This window comes from Flavobacterium arabinosi (assembly GCF_048158725.1).
GTDB classification, from domain to species: domain Bacteria; phylum Bacteroidota; class Bacteroidia; order Flavobacteriales; family Flavobacteriaceae; genus Flavobacterium; species Flavobacterium arabinosi.
Genome location: NZ_JBLNKX010000001.1, coordinates 191632 through 209498, shown reverse-complemented (window position 1 = coordinate 209498; position 17867 = coordinate 191632). Strand labels below are relative to the sequence as shown.

The window sequence follows — 17867 nt, the reverse complement described above, 5'->3', positions numbered from 1 at the left end:
ACAATGAATACAATTACCGCCGCAATTACCGCTGTTGGAGGCTATGTGCCAGACTTTGTGCTTTCAAACAAAGTGCTAGAAACAATGGTTGACACAAATGACGAGTGGATTACCTCCCGTACAGGAATAAAAGAAAGAAGAATCCTTAAAGATGAAGATAAAGGAACTTCTTACTTAGCCATTATGGCAGCAAAAGATTTATTGGCTAAAGCAAACATTGACCCTTTAGAAATAGATTTATTAATAATGGCAACCGCTACCCCGGACATGCCAGTTGCATCAACAGGTGTTTATGTGGCCACTGAAATAGGAGCTATAAATGCTTTTTCTTACGATTTACAAGCCGCATGTTCCAGTTTTTTATATGGAATGTCAGCAGCAGCAGCCTATATTCAATCGGGTAGATATAAAAAAGTACTTTTGATCGGGGCAGATAAAATGTCCTCTATCGTTGATTATACGGATAGATCAACCTGTATTATTTTTGGTGATGGTGCCGGAGCAGTTTTATTCGAACCTAACTACGAAGGTTTAGGATTGCAAGATGAATATTTGCGTAGTGATGGTGTAGGACGTGACTTTTTAAAAATTCCAGCTGGAGGTTCTTTAGTTCCCACAACTTTCGAAACTGTAAAAGACAATAGACACAATATCATCCAAGATGGTAAAACTGTTTTTAAATATGCAGTTACAAATATGGCTGATGCCAGTGAACTAATTTTAAAAAGAAATAATTTGACCAATGACGATGTCGATTGGTTAGTTCCACATCAAGCAAATAAACGAATCATTGACGCTACAGCAAGCCGAATGAATTTAGAAGATTCAAAAGTTTTAATGAACATAGAAAAATACGGAAATACCACTTCTGCAACATTGCCTTTAGTACTTTACGATTTTGAATCTTTATTTAAAAAAGGGGATACCATTATTTTTGCAGCTTTCGGAGGAGGATTCACTTGGGGCTCTATTTACTTAAAATGGGCATACGATAAAAAATAAATTTAAACTAAAATAAATAATTATGGATTTAAAAGAAATTCAAAATCTAATCAAGTTTGTAGCAAATTCAGGTGTTGCAGAAGTTAAATTAGAGATGGATGATGTTAAAATCACCATTAGAACAACTTTAGAAGGGAATGTAACTGAGACTACGTATGTTCAACAAATGCCAGCTCAAAACGCACTTCCACAAGCAGCAGCTCCACAACAAATTGCTCCTGCCGTAGCGGTTGCTGAAGCTCCAGTAGTAGAAAACTCTCATTATATCACTATAAAATCTCCAATTATTGGAACTTTCTATAGAAAACCATCACCGGATAAACCTATGTTTGTTGAAGTAGGAAAAACTATTTCTAAAGGAGATGTGCTTTGTGTTATTGAAGCAATGAAATTATTTAATGAAATTGAATCTGAAGTTTCTGGTAAAATTGTAAAAATATTGGTTGACGATATGTCTCCAGTAGAATTTGACCAACCATTATTCTTAGTAGATCCATCATAAGAAATTTTGAATGATGAATTTTGAATGAACAATTGTTTTTCGATCATTCAAATAATTTAAAATTTATAATTATAATTTATAATTTCAAGAAGATGTTTAAAAAAATATTAATTGCAAATAGGGGAGAAATTGCGCTTCGCGTAATTAGAACATGCAAGGAAATGGGTATAAAAACAGTAGCCGTTTATTCTACTGCTGATGCTGAAAGTCTGCATGTAAAGTTTGCTGACGAAGCGGTTTGTATAGGGCCACCTCCAAGTAACTTATCTTATTTGAAAATGTCAAATATTATTGCCGCTGCCGAAATTACCAATGCAGATGCAATACATCCAGGTTATGGATTCCTTTCTGAAAATTCAAAATTTTCTAAGATTTGTCAAGAACATGGTATCAAATTCATTGGAGCATCTCCTGAAATGATTGATAGAATGGGGGACAAAGCTTCCGCTAAAGCAACTATGATTGAAGCTGGTGTTCCATGTGTTCCCGGTTCAGTAGGGATTCTAGAATCGTATGAACAAGCCTTACAATTATCAAGAGATTTTGGCTATCCGGTAATGCTTAAAGCAACTGCTGGTGGTGGTGGAAAAGGAATGCGAGCAGTTTGGAAAGAAGAGGAATTGCTTAAAGCATGGGAAGGTGCCCGTCAAGAATCTGCTGCTGCTTTTGGAAATGATGGGATGTATTTGGAGAAATTAATCGAAGAACCTCGTCATATTGAAATTCAAGTAGTAGGTGATGCTTATGGGAAAGCGTGTCATCTTTCGGAAAGAGATTGTTCAGTTCAAAGACGTCATCAAAAATTGACCGAAGAGACCCCATCTCCATTTATGACGGATGAACTTCGTGCTAAAATGGGTGAAGCAGCTGTAAAAGCAGCAGAATATATTAAATACGAAGGTGCAGGAACTGTAGAATTTTTGGTTGATAAACACCGTAATTTCTACTTCATGGAAATGAATACCCGTATTCAAGTAGAGCATCCTATTACAGAGCAAGTTATTGATTATGACTTAATTCGGGAACAAATTATGGTAGCTGCAGGAATACCTATTTCGGGTAAAAATTATTTGCCACAATTGCACGCTATCGAATGTAGAATAAACGCGGAAGATCCTTATAACGATTTCCGTCCATCTCCAGGAAAGATTACAACACTTCATATGCCAGGAGGACACGGTGTTCGTTTGGATACGCATGTTTATTCAGGTTATACCATTCCACCAAATTACGATTCTATGATTGCAAAGTTAATTACTACTGCACAATCACGAGAAGAAGCAATCAGTAAAATGAGAAGAGCATTGGATGAATTTGTGATTGAAGGTATAAAAACTACCATTCCTTTTCACAGACAATTAATGGACGACCCAAGATATATTGCAGGAGATTATACAACTGCTTTTATGGATACTTTCAAAATGAACGATCCAGAATAATTTGGAATATTATTTATTTAGAATAAGCCTTACAGTAATGTAGGGCTTTTTTTTGTCCTGCTGTTTTTTTCCTATGAGAGTGAGTAAACGCGATTGGTGTGTAATTATTATACAGGCTTAAATGCAGAATACACACTTTAATGGATTTTAAAATCATCTGAATAATTAATAAGTCGTTGTAAAACAGTAAGTTGGTTGTGATTGGGTTTGTGTGAGTAACTATGGTATGATAATTTCATTAGTTTAAATAACAATAAAACATTAAATTTTTAAAATCTATCATTATGAAAAAGTTAATCTTATCAGCAGCAATCTTTTTAGGAAGTTTATCAACATTTGCACAAGCATCAGCTGCTACAAAAACAGAAGAAACTACTCAAACTACTCAAACCGTTGAGGAAAAATATACAGAAATTAAGGCAGAAGAACTTCCGGATGCTGTTAAAGGCGCTTTGAAAAAAGCCTTTCCAACGGCTGTACTAGATAAAGCATTCGTGAACGAAAAGAAAGAGTATAAATTACAAGTTACTGTAGGTGAAAAAGTAGGTGCTCTTTATGTAGATGCAGCTGGGAAATGGATCACTAAACAATCTTAGAAAGCAACATAAAATTTAAATCATTAGAAAATAGATTAGTATGAAAAAGTTAATTTTATCAGCAGTAATTGTTTTAGGAAGTCTGTCAACTTTTGCCCAGTCCTCAAAAGTTAAGAAAGTAGAAAAAATAGAAACTACAACAAAAGTTGTTGAAGAAAAGTTTACAGAAATTAAATCAGAAGAGGTTCCGGAACCATTACAAGTAGCTTTGAAAGCAGCTTATCCAGAGGCGGTTATTGAGAAAGCATTTGTGAATGAAAAGAAAGAATTTAAATTAGAAATCAAAAATGGTGATCAGAAGGCTACTGTTTATGCGGATGCTAATGGAAACTGGATCAAAAAATAAGTTTGGGTAACTTAGGTTTATTTTTAAAAAGAGAGATTGTTTTTTACAATCTCTCTTTTTTTTACAAATTTTTTATGAAAATTCGAGTTTAATAACTTTAAATTAGCATTCAAAGTTAAAAAAACCATGTCAAAAATTTTATTGATAGAAGATGATGTTTCTTTTTGCAAGTTGTTAGAGAAATTTCTCGTCAAAAAATCATTTCTAGTAACGACTGCTTTTACAGCTGAAGATGCAAAAATTAAAATTAATAATGAAGAATTTGACCTTATAATTACGGATTTAAGACTTCCTAATTATGATGGAATCGAATTAATGACAGAGTTCAAAAAATTACATCCGACAATTCCAGTCGTTCTTATGACAGGTTATTCTGATGTGAATACTGCCGTAAAAGCAATAAAAAAAGGTGCTTCAGATTATATTTCTAAGCCATTTAATCCTGAAGAAGTTTTATTGGTTATTGCTAGTGCATTGCAAACTACAGTTATAAATACTTCAAAAAGTCCAATAACAAAAAACAAAAAAAGCAATGTAATTTCAGAGAATAAATTTGTTTCAGGTATTTCTGCAGCTTCAAAAAAACTTGCTGAATACATTCAATTAGTGAGTCCAACAAATATGTCTGTTTTGATTATTGGCGAAAGTGGAACGGGTAAGGAAGTTATTGCAAAAAGTATTCATCAACAAAGTTCCAGGAAAGACAATAGTTTTATTGCGGTTGACTGCGGAGCAATACCAAAGGAATTGGCTGCAAGTGAATTTTTTGGACATGTAAAGGGCTCTTTTACAGGGGCTATTGGTGATAAAATAGGTTATTTTCAGGCCGCAAATGGCGGTACAATTTTTCTGGATGAAATAGGAAATTTATCGTATGAAAATCAAATCCAGTTGCTGAGAGCTTTACAGGAAAGAAAGATAAAACCTGTTGGAAGCAATAAAGAAATCGACGTTGACATTAGAATAATTACCGCTACCAATGAGGATTTACGGGAAGCAGTTAAAAATGGTGATTTCAGAGAAGATTTATATCATAGAATCAATGAATTCTCTATTCATTCGCCTTCATTGGTAGATAGAGAGGAAGATCTGATGATTTTTTCTGATTTTTTCCTTGAAAAAGCAAATCAAGAATTGAATAAAGAAGTAATAGGATTTTCTTCTGAAGTGGTGACCATTTTTCAAAATTACCGATGGCCCGGAAATTTAAGAGAACTTCAGAATAGTATTAAAAGAGCGACACTTTTATCTCAGGGAGATTTTATCGAAAAAACAGCACTTCCCGTTGAATTTTTTCAAAAATCTGATAAGGGAGCAAATGATTTTTCGTTGTCTGAAAACGAAAAAGAAGCTATACTTGATGCTTTAAAGCAAACTAAAAACAATAAATCTGAAGCGGCCAGGTTGCTTAAAATCAACAGAAAAACACTGTATAATAAATTGAAGTTATACGATATTGATTAATTTATTGCCTTCTCTAAAAGTATAAAAAGAGTTGCTATTTTATTTTTTAATTCCTTAAAATTAGCGTTGATAACTGCTATTGAGAGATCTTTCAATTCTAGATCATCTAATATTTCAGTTATAGTATTCGCCTGAATTTGTTTAAACATTGGACATATTCGATGTGAAATTTCTTTAATTTTCAGGATATTATTATCTACAACTGCATTTTCTAATTGGATTAAATTTTCCTTTGTACTTTTTATAAACGACGTTAAAAATTCTTTTAAAGCTTCATCATCATCTGTAAAGAATGATTGTAATGATAGTAAAGAATAAGGCTTGTTTAAATCACTTTCTTCAAATAGTTGGTCTGAAGTTGCTTGATTATTATTTGGATTAAAAATAGCGTTTAATGCAATTAACAGTTTATTTGGGGCATATGGTTTCTTAACAACTGCCATAAATCCAGCTTTTTTATAAACCTCTAAATCTAAATCGGTTCTTCCCGTAACAGCTATTATTGGTTGATTTTTATATTTTGATGCTGTAGCATTTTTTAGTTTTTCTAAAAACAAGAAACCGTCAATTTCCGGCATTTGAATGTCGGTAATTATAAAATCAAAATAACTTGTTCTTATTGCCTCAAGTGCATCAGCAGCGTTATTAAAAGGAATGACGTTGTAATTGTTTTGTTTTAAAATTTCAGCAGTCAGTTTCAATAAATTAATATCATCGTCAATAATAATAGCCGTTAATTCATCCTTTGGATTATTAGTAATTGATGTTTTTTGTGGTAAAGAAGTGTTAAATTGTAATGGAAGTTCGATTTCAAAAATACTTCCTTTCCCTAAAACACTTTTTAAACTCAATTTTCCTCCTAAAATTTCAACCATACTTTTTGAAATAGTAAGTCCTAATCCAGTTCCACCATATTTTTTTTCGATGTTTCCATTTGCTTGTGTGAACTCTTCGAAGATTAATTGTTGTTTTTTTTCCGCTATTCCAATTCCGGAATCTTCAACCATGATTTTGATTTTATGGTTTTCAATATCGATTTTGGTTTCAATTTTTATGAATCCTTTTTCAGTAAATTTATAAGCATTCCCAATTAGATTGGTTAAAATCTGCCTTAATCTAAAAGGATCTCCCATTATAGGATTATTTAATTTCTCGTCAGTTTCAATCAAAAGTGCGATCGATTTTGGTTCATAGATGGATTGAATGCTTTTTGCAACATCTGAAATGATATCATTTAATGAAAACGGAATGTGTTCAATTGCTATTTTTCCTGCTTCAATTTGTGTGAAATCCAGTAAATCCTGAACTAATTTTGAGATGTATTCAGAAGAGGTTTTGATGTTTTTTGTAAAATAGAGTTGTTTTTTATTTAGATCAGAATTATCTAAAAGTTCAGTGTAGCCTAAGATTGTACTTAATGGAGTTTTTAAATCATGGCTCACAGTGGAGATGAGTTGTTCTCTGTTTTTAAGAAGTGATTTAGTTCTTGTATTGGCAATTTCAAGTTGTTTTTTATAGGATTGTGTTTTTGAAAAATCATTCAAAATTAAAATCAAGAAAAACAACGTAGATAATGATCCTACTGCGGCTGCTATAGTTACTATTTGGTTCGTTTTTTTTAATGAATTTTCTCTGTCGAAATAGTTTTTAGTCGTGTTTTTGATGATTTCACTTTCAACAATGCTTAAGACTTTTCTCAATTGTTCAGATATTGAAAGCTCGTTTTGAAGCAATTTATTTTCTTCAAAATTTAATGATTCTTTCTTTTTTGCGGTCTCTTCTTTAACTTGATTCAATAAAGCTTTAGAAGCTAATAAAATCGAATCGGAAGCTTTTTTGGTCAGTGTATTTGTACTGTCATCAGGAATGTTTTGATTTAAATAAGCAACATATTTTTTAAGTACATTTCGCTGATACGTTCCCATTGCTGAAGGATATTTTACAAAATCTTCTAATTGGAGCTTTCTCAGAGAAGCTTCCATTTTAGTTAAATCTGTAATGGCATTTTTTACTGAAGCTTCATCGTCAGTTTTATTTTTTATAGCTTTTAGCTGCTTTATATTTTGAGTTTTTTTAGATAATAAAAATTTTACACTATCCAATAATGTACTTTGATATGGAGTAGTGACCAATAATTTTAAAGAATCAATATCTGATTTTAAAGTGTCCGTTTTAGCGACATAATTCTTGAAATCCTTTTCAGAATTAGACTGAATGGCTATCCGGGCTAAACTTTCCGTTTTATAAACATTGGAAAGCAAATTGCTTACTTTTAAAATCTTACTGTTTTCTTTAGCAATCTTACTTTCCGTTTTCGAAAAAAAGTTACTTTCCGAATACAAAAACCAGCCTACTCCAACGAATAAGGCTGCCAAGATTAAGTAACTGATGAGAATTTTAATAGGAATGTAACTTTTTTTGCTATTCATCTTTCAAAGATAAAAATTACAAAAGTGTTTAAAGTTAAGTTATTCAGAATGTTTTAGTTGAAAACAAAAAACCTCACAAAAAAGTAAAGTTTTTTAGAATGGGCATTTAATTATTGTTTTACAAGGTTTCTTTCAGCCATTTGAAAAACTCACCTTGCCAAACTTGAGCATTCTGTGGTTTTAGAACCCAATGGTTTTCTTCTGGAAAATATAAGAATCTACTTTTTATACCTCTCAATTGAGCCGCTTGAAAAGCTTCCTGCCCTTGTCCTATTGGTACACGAAAATCTTTACCACCTTGGATAATTAAAATAGGTTTGTTCCATTTCTCGACACTATTTATTGGGTTGAATGTAGTATAAGCTTTTTGTGCTACAGTATTGTCTTTTTCCCAATAAGCGCCATCAAAGTCCCAGTTGCAAAAGAAAATTTCTTCGGTGGTTCCAAACATGCTTTGAGTATTAAAAACACCATCGTGAGCAATGAACGTTTTGAATCTGTTGTTGTGAATTCCGGCTAAGTAAAACACGGAATAACCACCATAACTGGCGCCCACACATCCCAAACGAGCTGCATCAACATATGCTTCTCTCGTTATATCATCAATAGCCGAAAGGTAATCATCCATTACCTGACCACCCCAGTCTTTGCTGATTTGCTCATTCCACTCCACACCATGACCTTGCATTCCACGACGGTTTGGCGCCACTACAATATAACCGTTAGCAGCCATTAACTGAAAATTCCAACGAAAGGAATAGCCTTGTGTTAATGGAGCCTGTGGTCCTCCTTGACAAAATAAAAGTGTTGGGTATTTTTTTGATGCATCAAAATTAGGCGGGAGTATTACCCAAACTAACATTTTTTTGCCATCGGTTGTGGTTACATATCGTCTTTCGGTTTTGCTTAACGCCAATGAATTATAACTAGTGGTATTTACATTTGATAATTGTTTCCAGCTGTTTTTATTTAAATCAAAAGAGAAAATTTCCGATGCATGGTTCATATCAGTTCTCGTTATAATGATTTCGTCGCCTGAAAAACCAATTAAATCATTGATGTCAAAATCACCATTTGTGATTTGGTTAACGTTGATTGTGATTTTAGTCCGTCCTGGAAAATTAACTTCAAATAATTGTTTTGTCCCGTCAATTGGTGCAATAAAATAGATTTTTTGTCCATCATTACTCCAGATAAAATGGTTCACGGTACCATCCCAATTAGCTGTCAGGTTCCTATTCATTCCTTCGAAACTAACGATTATATCATTTTTATCGGCCTCGTAACCATCTCGCTTCATTTGTAGCCAAGTCAAATTTCCTGTAGGAGAAAATTGTGGAGCAGTATCATAACCTTGATTTTCTTCGGTTCTGTTAATGGTTTCTCCAGTTTCTAGATTGTATTCGAAAATATTAGTATTGGTAGAAGTAGCGTATTCTGTTCCAATTTTTTTCTTGCAAACATATAAAATGCTTTTGCTGTCTGGCGACCAGATATAATCGTCATCATCACCAAAAGGTTTTTGAGGGCTGTCAAAATTCTCTCCTTTCAGAATGTCAATTCCAACTGCGCCTTCTTTGTTTTCTTTGTAAAAAACATGGTTAAATTTGCCTTCGTTCCAAGTGTCCCAATGACGATAATCCAATCCATCGTAGATTTGAACTTCGGATTTATCCAATTCCGGATAAAAATCTTTTCCAAGAACTTTATCGATTTTTACTTCTTCATGATATAGAATATACTTTCCGTCTGGAGCTATGTTCTTGTCTTTTAATACTGCTGCTGTGTCTTTTATTTCGCTTGGATTTCCACCATTTATGGGTAAGGTGTAAAATGTCGTGTCCGATTTATTTTCTGTAACAGAAGGAGTTTCTACTTTATAGACTACATTTTTTTCATCTTTGGAGATGCCTAAAGGAGTTATTCTTCCTAATTTCCAAAGCAATTCGGGGGTCATTACATCTTGTGCCATAGCATATAAACGAATTAAAATATATTTTTTTCTTAGCTATAAAAATAGCCAATTTTATTTGATGTTTGTCGTTTTAATAATTGCTTTTTAGCCCTGATAGCAGTGGAAATCCTTTTATTTTTTTTCTTTAAAAAAATAAAAGATTAGAACGAATAGCGGGATTAGCTTCTAAAAATTATTATTTTTATAAAAACATTTAGACATGGATTTGAGTTATTGGGAATTAAAAAACTGGTTTACTGACGTAGATTATACGATTGTTGGGAGCGGTATTGTGGGCTTGCATGCTGCATTACGCTTGCGCGAAAAATTCCCTGAAAGTAAAATTCTGGTTTTGGAAAAAGGGATGTTGCCGCAAGGAGCCAGTACAAAAAATGCTGGTTTCGCTTGTTTTGGAAGTCTGTCTGAAATTATAGAGGATTTAAAATCCCATTCGGAAGAGGAAGTTGTCAACCTCGTTCAAAAACGGTGGAAAGGCTTGCAGTTGTTGCGAAAAAGACTTGGTGACGACACGATTGATTTCAAGCCTTACGGCGGCTATGAGCTGTTTTTGAATACCGATGAAAATAGTTATGGCGAATGCGTTGGAAAATTGCCTTTCATCAATGAAATTTTAAGACCACTTTTCAAAGCTGATGTTTTTGCTAAAGAAGTGGATCGTTTTGGGTTTGGCGGCATTCAGGAATATTTGATTTTTAATCCTTTTGAAGCGCAGATTGATACCGGAAATATGATGCAGGCTTTGTTGAAACAAGCTAGTAATGAAAATATTTTGATTCTAAATAAACAAACGGTGACATCGTATATAGATAAAGAAAATGGTGTCGAAGTGGCGCTTGGCGATTTTAGTTTTGTCACTAAGAAATTATTTTTTGCCACAAACGGTTTTGCAAATGCGCTGACCAATGGAGCGGTAAAACCAGCGAGAGCACAAGTTTTGATTACAGAGCCAATTAAAAATTTAGATATAAAAGGGACGTTTCACTTGGATAGAGGGTATTATTATTTCAGGAATATTGGCGACAGAATATTGTTAGGTGGCGGAAGAAACCTTGATTTTGAGGCGGAAACTACAACTGAATTTGGTCAAACAGAAATCGTACAAAAAAAATTGGAACAATTATTAAAAGAAGTAATTTTGCCGAATCAGGATTTCGAAATTGCACACCGTTGGAGCGGAATCATGGGCATTGGCAACAGTAAGAATCCTATCGTTTCACAAGTATCAGATAATGTATATTGTGGCGTACGATTAGGAGGAATGGGAGTGGCCATAGGAAGTTTAATAGGAACAGAATTAGCAGATTTAGTATAATGGCAACGAAAATAATACCGAAAAGATCAAAACAACCCGCAAAAAAAGAACCAACAACATTTATGAACAAACTAACCCGTTTTTTATTTAAAGTTTTCTTGTGGTTCATTGGACTGTCTTTGTTTTTTGTGGTGCTTTTTAAATTTGTCCCAGTACCATTCACTCCTTTGATGGTGATCCGGGCCATTGAAAATAAAATGGCGGGAAAAGAAAATTACTTCAGCCATGATTGGGAATCTCTTGATAATATTTCAGTCAATCTTCAAAAAGCGGTTATTGCCAGTGAAGACGGAACTTTCTTGAAACACAATGGTTTTGATTTTACCGCGATGCAAAAAGCCTATAAAAGTAATGAAAGAGGACGCAGAATAAAAGGAGGAAGTACGATATCACAACAAACAGCCAAGAATGTATTTCTTTGGCAAGGTCGTAGTTATTTAAGAAAAGGACTGGAAGCTTATTTTACTGTTTTGATAGAAACCATCTGGGGGAAAAAACGCATCATGGAAGTATATTTGAATAGTATCGAAATGGGTGATGGTGTATATGGTGCGGAAGCTGCAGCACAACACTGGTATAGAAAAGATGTTTCAAGCTTGACACTACAACAAGCCGCTGGAATTGCGGCGATATTACCAAATCCAAGAAAATATTCAGCTACAAGTTCGTCGTCTTATATCAATAATAGAAAAGCTAAAATTGTCCGTGTGATGCGACATGTGGGGAAAATAGAATATTAGATTCTTTAGTTGAAGAAGATAATCACACAAAAACTAAAAATAAAAAACCGTAAACTCTTAATTAAAAGATTTTACGGTTTTATTTTGTGGAGAATACCGGATTCGAACCGGTCACCTCTTGCCTGCCAGGCAAGCACTCTAGCCAAATGAGCTAATCCCCCAAACTATATCGCAAATATAAGATATTAATAAAGCAAAAAGCAAATTTCATAAATACAAATCCATACTATTTGAAAAAAAAGCAAAAGCATACTTTACTTTTTTTAACTTTACATCAAAATAGGTGCTATGGTAACAGAAATTCCAACAGGTTCACTCATCACAACAATCGAAAATAAAATCGTAACACTTGAATTTGGTCATCCGGCGAGCAATTCCTTTCCAAGAGAATTGTTAGACCGCTTAACAAATGAATTCAATAGTTTGAGTACTAACCCAGCTGTTTCAGTGATTATTGTAAAAAGCGAAGGCTCGGGTGCTTTTTGTGCCGGAGCTTCGTTTGATGAACTTTTGGCGGTTTCTAATCAAGAAGAGGGAACGAAATTTTTCTTAGGATTTGCACATTTGATTAATGCCATGAGAAATTGCTCAAAACTAATTGTTGGTCGTATTCACGGCAAAGCAGTAGGTGGAGGAGTGGGCATTGCTTCGGCTTGCGACTATACATTGGCAACAAGAAATGCTTCGATCAAATTATCGGAGTTGGCGATAGGAATTGGGCCGTTTGTAATTGAACCGGCAGTTTCCAGAAAAATGGGAAAAATGGCAATGGCCGAAATGACACTGGCAGCGCACGAATGGAAAACGGCAGACTGGGCAAAAGAGAAGGGATTGTACGCCAGTACTTTTGAAACTGTCGAAGCACTTGATACTGCAATAGCTGATTTTAGTGCTAAATTGGCAAGCTATAATCCAGAAGCGTTAGCCGAAATGAAAAAGGTTTTGTGGGAAGGAACCCAAGACTGGGAAACACTATTGCTGGAACGTGCCACAATTTCTGGAAGATTAGTGTTGTCTGATTTTACAAAAAAGGCGTTGTCACAATTCAAAAAATAATTCAGCATGACAATTTCAGCACTTGTTCAGCAAGTAAATATAGAAGGAAAATTAAAAAGCGCAACAGATAACAGTTATCAAACAGGGATTATTATTGGATCATTTATTCCATTTGTTGTTTTAATTGGCTTGGCATACTGGATGTATACAAGTGCCAAAAAAAGAGACAAAGACCTTTAATTATTTACTAAATTTGCAATCAAAATAAAAACCGCAATGAGCAATATCAGAATTACAAAACAATTTAGTTTCGAAACCGGTCATGCTTTATATGGTTATGACGGAAAATGTAAAAATGTTCACGGGCATAGTTATAAATTGTCAGTAACCGTAATAGGGAAGCCAATCGAAAACCGTAACGACGTAAAATTTGGAATGGTGATCGATTTTTCTGATTTGAAGAAAATTGTAAAAGAAGAGATTGTGGATCAATTTGATCACGCAACGGTTTTTAACGAAACGACTCCTCATATTGAATTGGCAAACGAATTAAAGAATCGCGGACATCACGTTATTTTAGTAGATTATCAACCAACAAGCGAGAATATGGTAGTCGATTTTTCACAAAGAATAATAAGAAGATTACCGGAAGGAATCACACTTTTTTCCTTGAAATTGCAAGAAACAGAATCTTCTTTCGCCGAATGGTTTGCAAGTGATAATATGAAATCTATACTATAGCTTCATGAAATTACCGAACAACAAAAAAATATATTTCGCCTCCGATCAACATTTTGGCGCACCAACACCGGAATTGAGTTTTCCAAGAGAACAAAAATTTGTGGCTTGGCTCGATGAGGTTAAAAAAGACGCGGAAGCTATTTTTTTAGTAGGTGATTTATTTGATTTTTGGTTTGAATACAAAACAGTAGTTCCAAAAGGGTTTATTCGTGTTCTAGGCAAACTCGCCGAAATTCGCGACAGCGGAATCCCTATTTATTTCTTCGTAGGAAATCACGATTTATGGATGGAAGATTATTTCCAGAAAGAATTGAATATTCCGGTGTATCATGATAATCAAGAATATACTTTTGGAGATAAAACATTCTTAGTCGGTCATGGCGACGGAAAAGGTCCTGGCGACTTGGGATACAAACGAATGAAAAAAGTATTTACAAATCCATTCTCTAAATGGCTTTTTAGATGGCTTCATCCTGATATTGGAGTAGGGCTGGCGCAATATCTTTCGGTAAAAAACAAATTGATTTCCGGTGATGAAGATGTGACCTTTCTTGGCGAAGACAAGGAATGGTTGATTCTCTATTCCAAAAGAAAACTGGAAACCAAACACTACAATTACCTTGTTTTTGGACACCGTCATTTACCTATGAAAGTAACGGTAGGAGAAAATTCCGAATATGTCAATCTGGGTGATTGGATCACGTATTTCACGTATGGTGTTTTTGATGGCGATACTTTCGAGATTAAAAAATATGGAAATTAATTCATCCCCACACCATACAAATAATCATCCAAATTTATTTTAAACAAAGTTCCTTCCACCAAATCTTTTACGGCATTTAATTCTTCCATGGAAACGGCCAAATCAATTTGGGAACAAGGTGTATTTAGCAAAAATTTGTGGCATTTGTTTTTCAGTTCGCAATCATCGCAACATTTGTTTAGTATACTACTTTCTTCTATGCAATATTTAAAAAGTTGGAGTTCGTGTTTGGTAAGATAAAATCCCGTTTCTCTAAAAATCAATTGCACTTTATCCGTTACCACTTCATCCTCTTTTTTCCAGTAGAAAGAAGTTCCTGAATCATTGTAATATATTTGTTTTATTTCTTTCATGTAGAATTTCTTTAAAACAAATATAATAATTATTTAGATTTATTCTAAATAAAAATATATAAAAAACTCATAAAAAATCCGATGGAAAATTCTGTCGTCTGGATACATCTTAAAATAGAAGACAGATTACACGGATCGAACAAATTAAAAAAATCTGTGACAATCTGCCTAATCTGTCAAATCTGTGTTCTATTCCAATGTATAAATATATTTGTGTCCAGACGGAAGTAATTAATCGCCTTTTTCGTGTTCGTCAATATCCTTTTGCAAATCCAGTTTTCTAAAGGCTGGTGAGAATATTCCAGTTCCAAGCACGATCAAAAGGGTCATACTCCCTCCAAAAACCACTGATGTTACCGTTCCCATTAGCTTTGCGGTCAATCCGCTTTCAAAAGCACCCAATTCATTGGAAGAACCCACAAAGATAGAATTCACTGCCGAAACTCGGCCTCGCATGTGATCCGGTGTTTTCAATTGCATAATAGTTTGGCGTATCACCACCGAAATTCCATCAACAGCACCGCTAAAAAATAATGCCAATACAGACAACCAGAAAATAGTGGAAAGTCCAAAAACAATGATACAGATTCCAAAGGCAAAAATGGCTGACAAAAGCTTAATTCCTGCATTTTTATTCATGGGCACATAGGCTGAAATAATCAGTGTTAAAAAAGAACCAACAGCTGGAGCGGCGCGCAACACACCAAAACCTTCGGGTCCAACTTTTAAAATATCTTGGGCAAAAATGGGTAACAACGCTACCGCCCCGCCAAAAAGAACCGCTGCCATATCCAGTGATAAAGCTCCCAAGACGGTTTTGTTAGTGAAAACAAATTTCACGCCCTCTTTCAAACTTTCCATAATGGGTTCCCCAATTTTTGGATTCAAAATAGGTTTAGCGGCTATTTGTGACAAAGCGATTAAAGAAAAAATAGAACATAAAAAAACGGAACACATCGACCAATGAACGCCAATCAAAGTAATAGAAAAACCCGCAACTGCCGGTCCTAAAACAGCTCCTATTTGCCAAACGGAACTGCTCCATGTAGCAGCATTTGGATATACTTTTTTAGGGACAATTAAGGATAAAAGGGAAAATATGGTTGGACCAAGAAAGGAGCGTACAATCCCACCCAGAAAAACTAGAAAATAAATACCATACAAAATTGCTTTTGTAGAATACTCACTTACAATCGGCGGCCATGTTAACATAAATAAACCAAAACTGATTGCCGAAAATCCTAAAATACACTTGAAAAGAAGTCCTTTTTTCTCATTTTGATCCACAATGTGTCCTGCAAATAAGGCCATGGCAACAGCAGGAATTATTTCCATTAATCCAATGATTCCTAATGAAAGCGGATTTTTGGTCAAACTATATACTTGCCATTCAATAACAATAAACTGCATGGACCAGGCAAAAACCATGGCAAAACGTAATAATAAAAATGTATTGAATTCTTTATAACGCAAGGCGGCGTAGGGATCGTGAGTTTTTTTCATTTTGTTAACCTAATTATTTAATATCTCTTAATCGTAATTGTAGACTGACATTTCCTTTCCATTCGTTTTCATCAATAGAATAAACCATTTCAAAGGGTTGTCCGTTCTTAGTAGTTTCTAATTTTTTGCCTAAGCCAAAGCCAATCGCAGCAATGCCTTCGGAATTATTTTGTTTTACAAACAGTTTCAAGTGTTCGTCTTCTTGCCCCATTGGTTTTCCGTAACCAGTGTCTTTTACATTTTTAGTCAGGAAAACGGGTGTCATATTTTGGGGTCCAAAAGGCTCAAATTGTTTTAGAATCCGAGTCAGTTTTGGAGTAATATCGGCAAAATCAATTTCGGCATCAACTGAAATTTCCGGAGTCAGCATATCCGGATGAATGGTTTTTTCGACTTCTTTTTCGAAAGCATCTTTGAAAAGTTGGTAGTTTTCTTCTTTTAAAGTCATTCCGGCAGCATACATGTGACCGCCAAATTGTTCTAAATGTTCAGCACAAGCTTCCAATGCATTATAAACATCAAATCCTTTTACGGAACGCGCCGAAGCTGCGTATTTATCGCCACTTTTGGTAAAAACTAAGGTCGGACGATAATAGGTTTCTATCAATCGGGAAGCTACAATTCCAATAACTCCTTTGTGCCAATCCTCTTGAAAAACTACGGAAGTAAAACGCTCTTTTTCCTTGTTGTTTTCAATTTGCGAAAGTGCTTCTTTGGTGATTTGTTTGTCTAATTCTTTTCGATCCGAATTGTATTTTTCGATTTCAGAGGCAAATTGTTGGGCTTGCTCAAAATCAAATTCGGTCAATAATTCCACCGCGTGATTGCCGTGTTTAATGCGTCCGGCAGCATTAATTCTTGGGGCGATGATAAAAACGACATCAGTAATATCTAAAGTTTGTTTTTTTACTTGGTGAATCAATGCTTTGATTCCAGGTCTCGGATCAGCGTTGATGACTTGCAATCCATAATACGCCAATACTCTGTTTTCTCCGGTCATCGGGACAATGTCCGCTGCAATTGCAGCCGCAACTAAATCCAAATAGGGGAATAAGTCTTCGATGGTTTCGTCACGGTTTTGGCCTAGTGCCTGAATCAATTTGAAACCAATGCCGCAACCGCATAATTCATCGTACGGATAGTTGCAATCATCTCGTTTTGGGTCGAGAACTGCAACGGCTTCTGGTAAATTTTTACCGGGTCTGTGGTGGTCACAAATGATAAAATCAATGTTTCGCTCTTTGGCGTAGGCCACATGATTTATGGATTTTATACCACAATCCAAAGCAATAATAAGCGAAAATCCATTGTCATCGGCAAAGTCAATTCCTTTAAAGGAAATTCCGTATCCTTCGTCATAACGATCCGGAATATAAGTGGCAACATTAGGGTAATAGGTTCTTAAATAGGAAGAAACCAGTGAAACGGCTGTAGTTCCATCGACATCATAATCTCCAAAAACAAGGATATTCTCCTGATTTTCAATTGCTTTTTCGATACGTTCCACCGCCTTTTCCATATCTTTCATCAAGTATGGGTCGTGTAAATCATCTAAACTGGGACGAAAAAATCGTTTGGCATCTTCGAAAGTTTCAATACCACGTTGCACTAATAATGTTGCCACAAAATCTTCCACATTCAAAGCTTGAGCGAGATGTTTCACGGTATCTTCGGAAGGTTTTGATTTAATGGTCCAACGCATATAG

The 17867-nt window shown here is 34.7% G+C and carries 17 protein-coding genes and 1 tRNA gene; 12 read left to right on the top strand and 6 right to left on the bottom strand.

The window, feature by feature from the left end:
* The first annotated feature begins 3 nt into the window (after window positions 1-3).
* The 6 genes from ACM55K_RS00830 to ACM55K_RS00805 all read left to right on the top strand — a co-directional run bounded on the left by ACM55K_RS00830 (window position 4) and on the right by ACM55K_RS00805 (window position 5349).
* A complete protein-coding gene (locus tag ACM55K_RS00830) occupies window positions 4-1002 on the top strand; it encodes a beta-ketoacyl-ACP synthase III (protein WP_416848334.1) in 999 nt (332 codons plus the stop codon).
* A 22-nt stretch (window positions 1003-1024) separates the two neighbouring features.
* Complete coding sequence (accB, locus tag ACM55K_RS00825) at window positions 1025-1504, top strand: acetyl-CoA carboxylase biotin carboxyl carrier protein (protein ID WP_416848333.1); 480 nt, start codon at window positions 1025-1027, stop codon at window positions 1502-1504.
* 92 nt (window positions 1505-1596) lie between these two features.
* On the top strand, window positions 1597-2943 hold the full coding sequence (gene accC, locus ACM55K_RS00820; RefSeq protein WP_416848332.1) for an acetyl-CoA carboxylase biotin carboxylase subunit: 1347 nt from the start codon (window positions 1597-1599) through the stop codon (window positions 2941-2943).
* 284 nt (window positions 2944-3227) lie between these two features.
* Window positions 3228-3539 carry a hypothetical protein gene (locus tag ACM55K_RS00815; RefSeq protein ID WP_416848331.1) on the top strand — a complete coding sequence of 104 codons (312 nt, stop codon included), beginning with the start codon at window positions 3228-3230 and terminating at the stop codon, window positions 3537-3539.
* 40 nt (window positions 3540-3579) lie between these two features.
* On the top strand, window positions 3580-3885 hold the full coding sequence (locus ACM55K_RS00810; protein WP_416848330.1) for a hypothetical protein: 306 nt from the start codon (window positions 3580-3582) through the stop codon (window positions 3883-3885).
* 126 nt (window positions 3886-4011) lie between these two features.
* Window positions 4012-5349: a sigma-54-dependent transcriptional regulator gene (locus ACM55K_RS00805; RefSeq protein ID WP_416848329.1), complete on the top strand. Its 1338-nt coding sequence runs from the start codon at window positions 4012-4014 to the stop codon at window positions 5347-5349.
* Here ACM55K_RS00805 and ACM55K_RS00800 read toward each other — a convergent pair.
* Together ACM55K_RS00800 and ACM55K_RS00795 are read right to left on the bottom strand one after the other, a co-directional pair.
* A complete protein-coding gene (locus tag ACM55K_RS00800) occupies window positions 5346-7778 on the bottom strand; it encodes a hybrid sensor histidine kinase/response regulator (protein ID WP_416848328.1) in 2433 nt (810 codons plus the stop codon). The two genes, ACM55K_RS00805 and ACM55K_RS00800, sit on opposite strands and share 4 nt — an antisense overlap.
* Window positions 7779-7896: 118 nt before the next feature.
* Window positions 7897-9750 carry a S9 family peptidase gene (locus tag ACM55K_RS00795; RefSeq protein WP_416848327.1) on the bottom strand — a complete coding sequence of 618 codons (1854 nt, stop codon included), beginning with the start codon at window positions 9748-9750 and terminating at the stop codon, window positions 7897-7899.
* Between the two features lie 202 nt (window positions 9751-9952).
* Here ACM55K_RS00795 and ACM55K_RS00790 point away from each other — a divergent pair, with 202 nt between their 5' ends.
* A complete protein-coding gene (locus ACM55K_RS00790; protein ID WP_416848326.1) occupies window positions 9953-11065 on the top strand; it encodes an NAD(P)/FAD-dependent oxidoreductase in 1113 nt (370 codons plus the stop codon).
* The gene (gene mtgA / locus ACM55K_RS00785; protein WP_416848325.1) at window positions 11065-11805 is read left to right on the top strand and encodes a monofunctional biosynthetic peptidoglycan transglycosylase; all 741 of its coding nucleotides are present in this window, start codon (window positions 11065-11067) and stop codon (window positions 11803-11805) included. Before ACM55K_RS00790 ends, mtgA begins: the two co-directional genes overlap by 1 nt.
* A gap of 87 nt (window positions 11806-11892) precedes the next feature.
* On the opposite strand, the gene ACM55K_RS00780 is transcribed toward mtgA, so the two are convergent.
* A tRNA-Ala gene (locus ACM55K_RS00780) sits at window positions 11893-11966 on the bottom strand.
* A gap of 127 nt (window positions 11967-12093) precedes the next feature.
* Here ACM55K_RS00780 and ACM55K_RS00775 point away from each other — a divergent pair.
* From ACM55K_RS00775 to ACM55K_RS00760, 4 genes are read left to right on the top strand one after another with little or no spacing between them, the layout of a single operon-like run.
* Window positions 12094-12861, top strand: a complete 768-nt coding sequence (locus tag ACM55K_RS00775; protein ID WP_416848324.1) for an enoyl-CoA hydratase/isomerase family protein — start codon at window positions 12094-12096, stop codon at window positions 12859-12861.
* Window positions 12862-12867: 6 nt separating this feature from the next.
* On the top strand, window positions 12868-13041 hold the full coding sequence (locus tag ACM55K_RS00770) for a hypothetical protein (RefSeq protein WP_416848323.1): 174 nt from the start codon (window positions 12868-12870) through the stop codon (window positions 13039-13041).
* 36 nt (window positions 13042-13077) lie between these two features.
* A complete protein-coding gene (locus ACM55K_RS00765) occupies window positions 13078-13542 on the top strand; it encodes a 6-pyruvoyl trahydropterin synthase family protein (protein WP_416848322.1) in 465 nt (154 codons plus the stop codon).
* Between the two features lie 4 nt (window positions 13543-13546).
* Window positions 13547-14305 (top strand): UDP-2,3-diacylglucosamine diphosphatase, encoded by a 759-nt coding sequence (locus tag ACM55K_RS00760; protein ID WP_416848321.1) that lies wholly within the window; start codon window positions 13547-13549, stop codon window positions 14303-14305.
* Here ACM55K_RS00760 and ACM55K_RS00755 read toward each other — a convergent pair.
* The 3 genes from ACM55K_RS00755 to recJ form a co-directional block, all read right to left on the bottom strand.
* Window positions 14302-14658 (bottom strand): hypothetical protein, encoded by a 357-nt coding sequence (locus ACM55K_RS00755; protein ID WP_416848320.1) that lies wholly within the window; start codon window positions 14656-14658, stop codon window positions 14302-14304. The two genes, ACM55K_RS00760 and ACM55K_RS00755, sit on opposite strands and share 4 nt — an antisense overlap.
* A 231-nt stretch (window positions 14659-14889) precedes the next feature.
* Window positions 14890-16161, bottom strand: a complete 1272-nt coding sequence (locus tag ACM55K_RS00750; RefSeq protein ID WP_416848319.1) for an MFS transporter — start codon at window positions 16159-16161, stop codon at window positions 14890-14892.
* Window positions 16162-16174: 13 nt separating this feature from the next.
* A complete protein-coding gene (gene recJ, locus ACM55K_RS00745) occupies window positions 16175-17863 on the bottom strand; it encodes a single-stranded-DNA-specific exonuclease RecJ (protein WP_416848318.1) in 1689 nt (562 codons plus the stop codon).
* Window positions 17864-17867 lie beyond the last annotated feature (4 nt).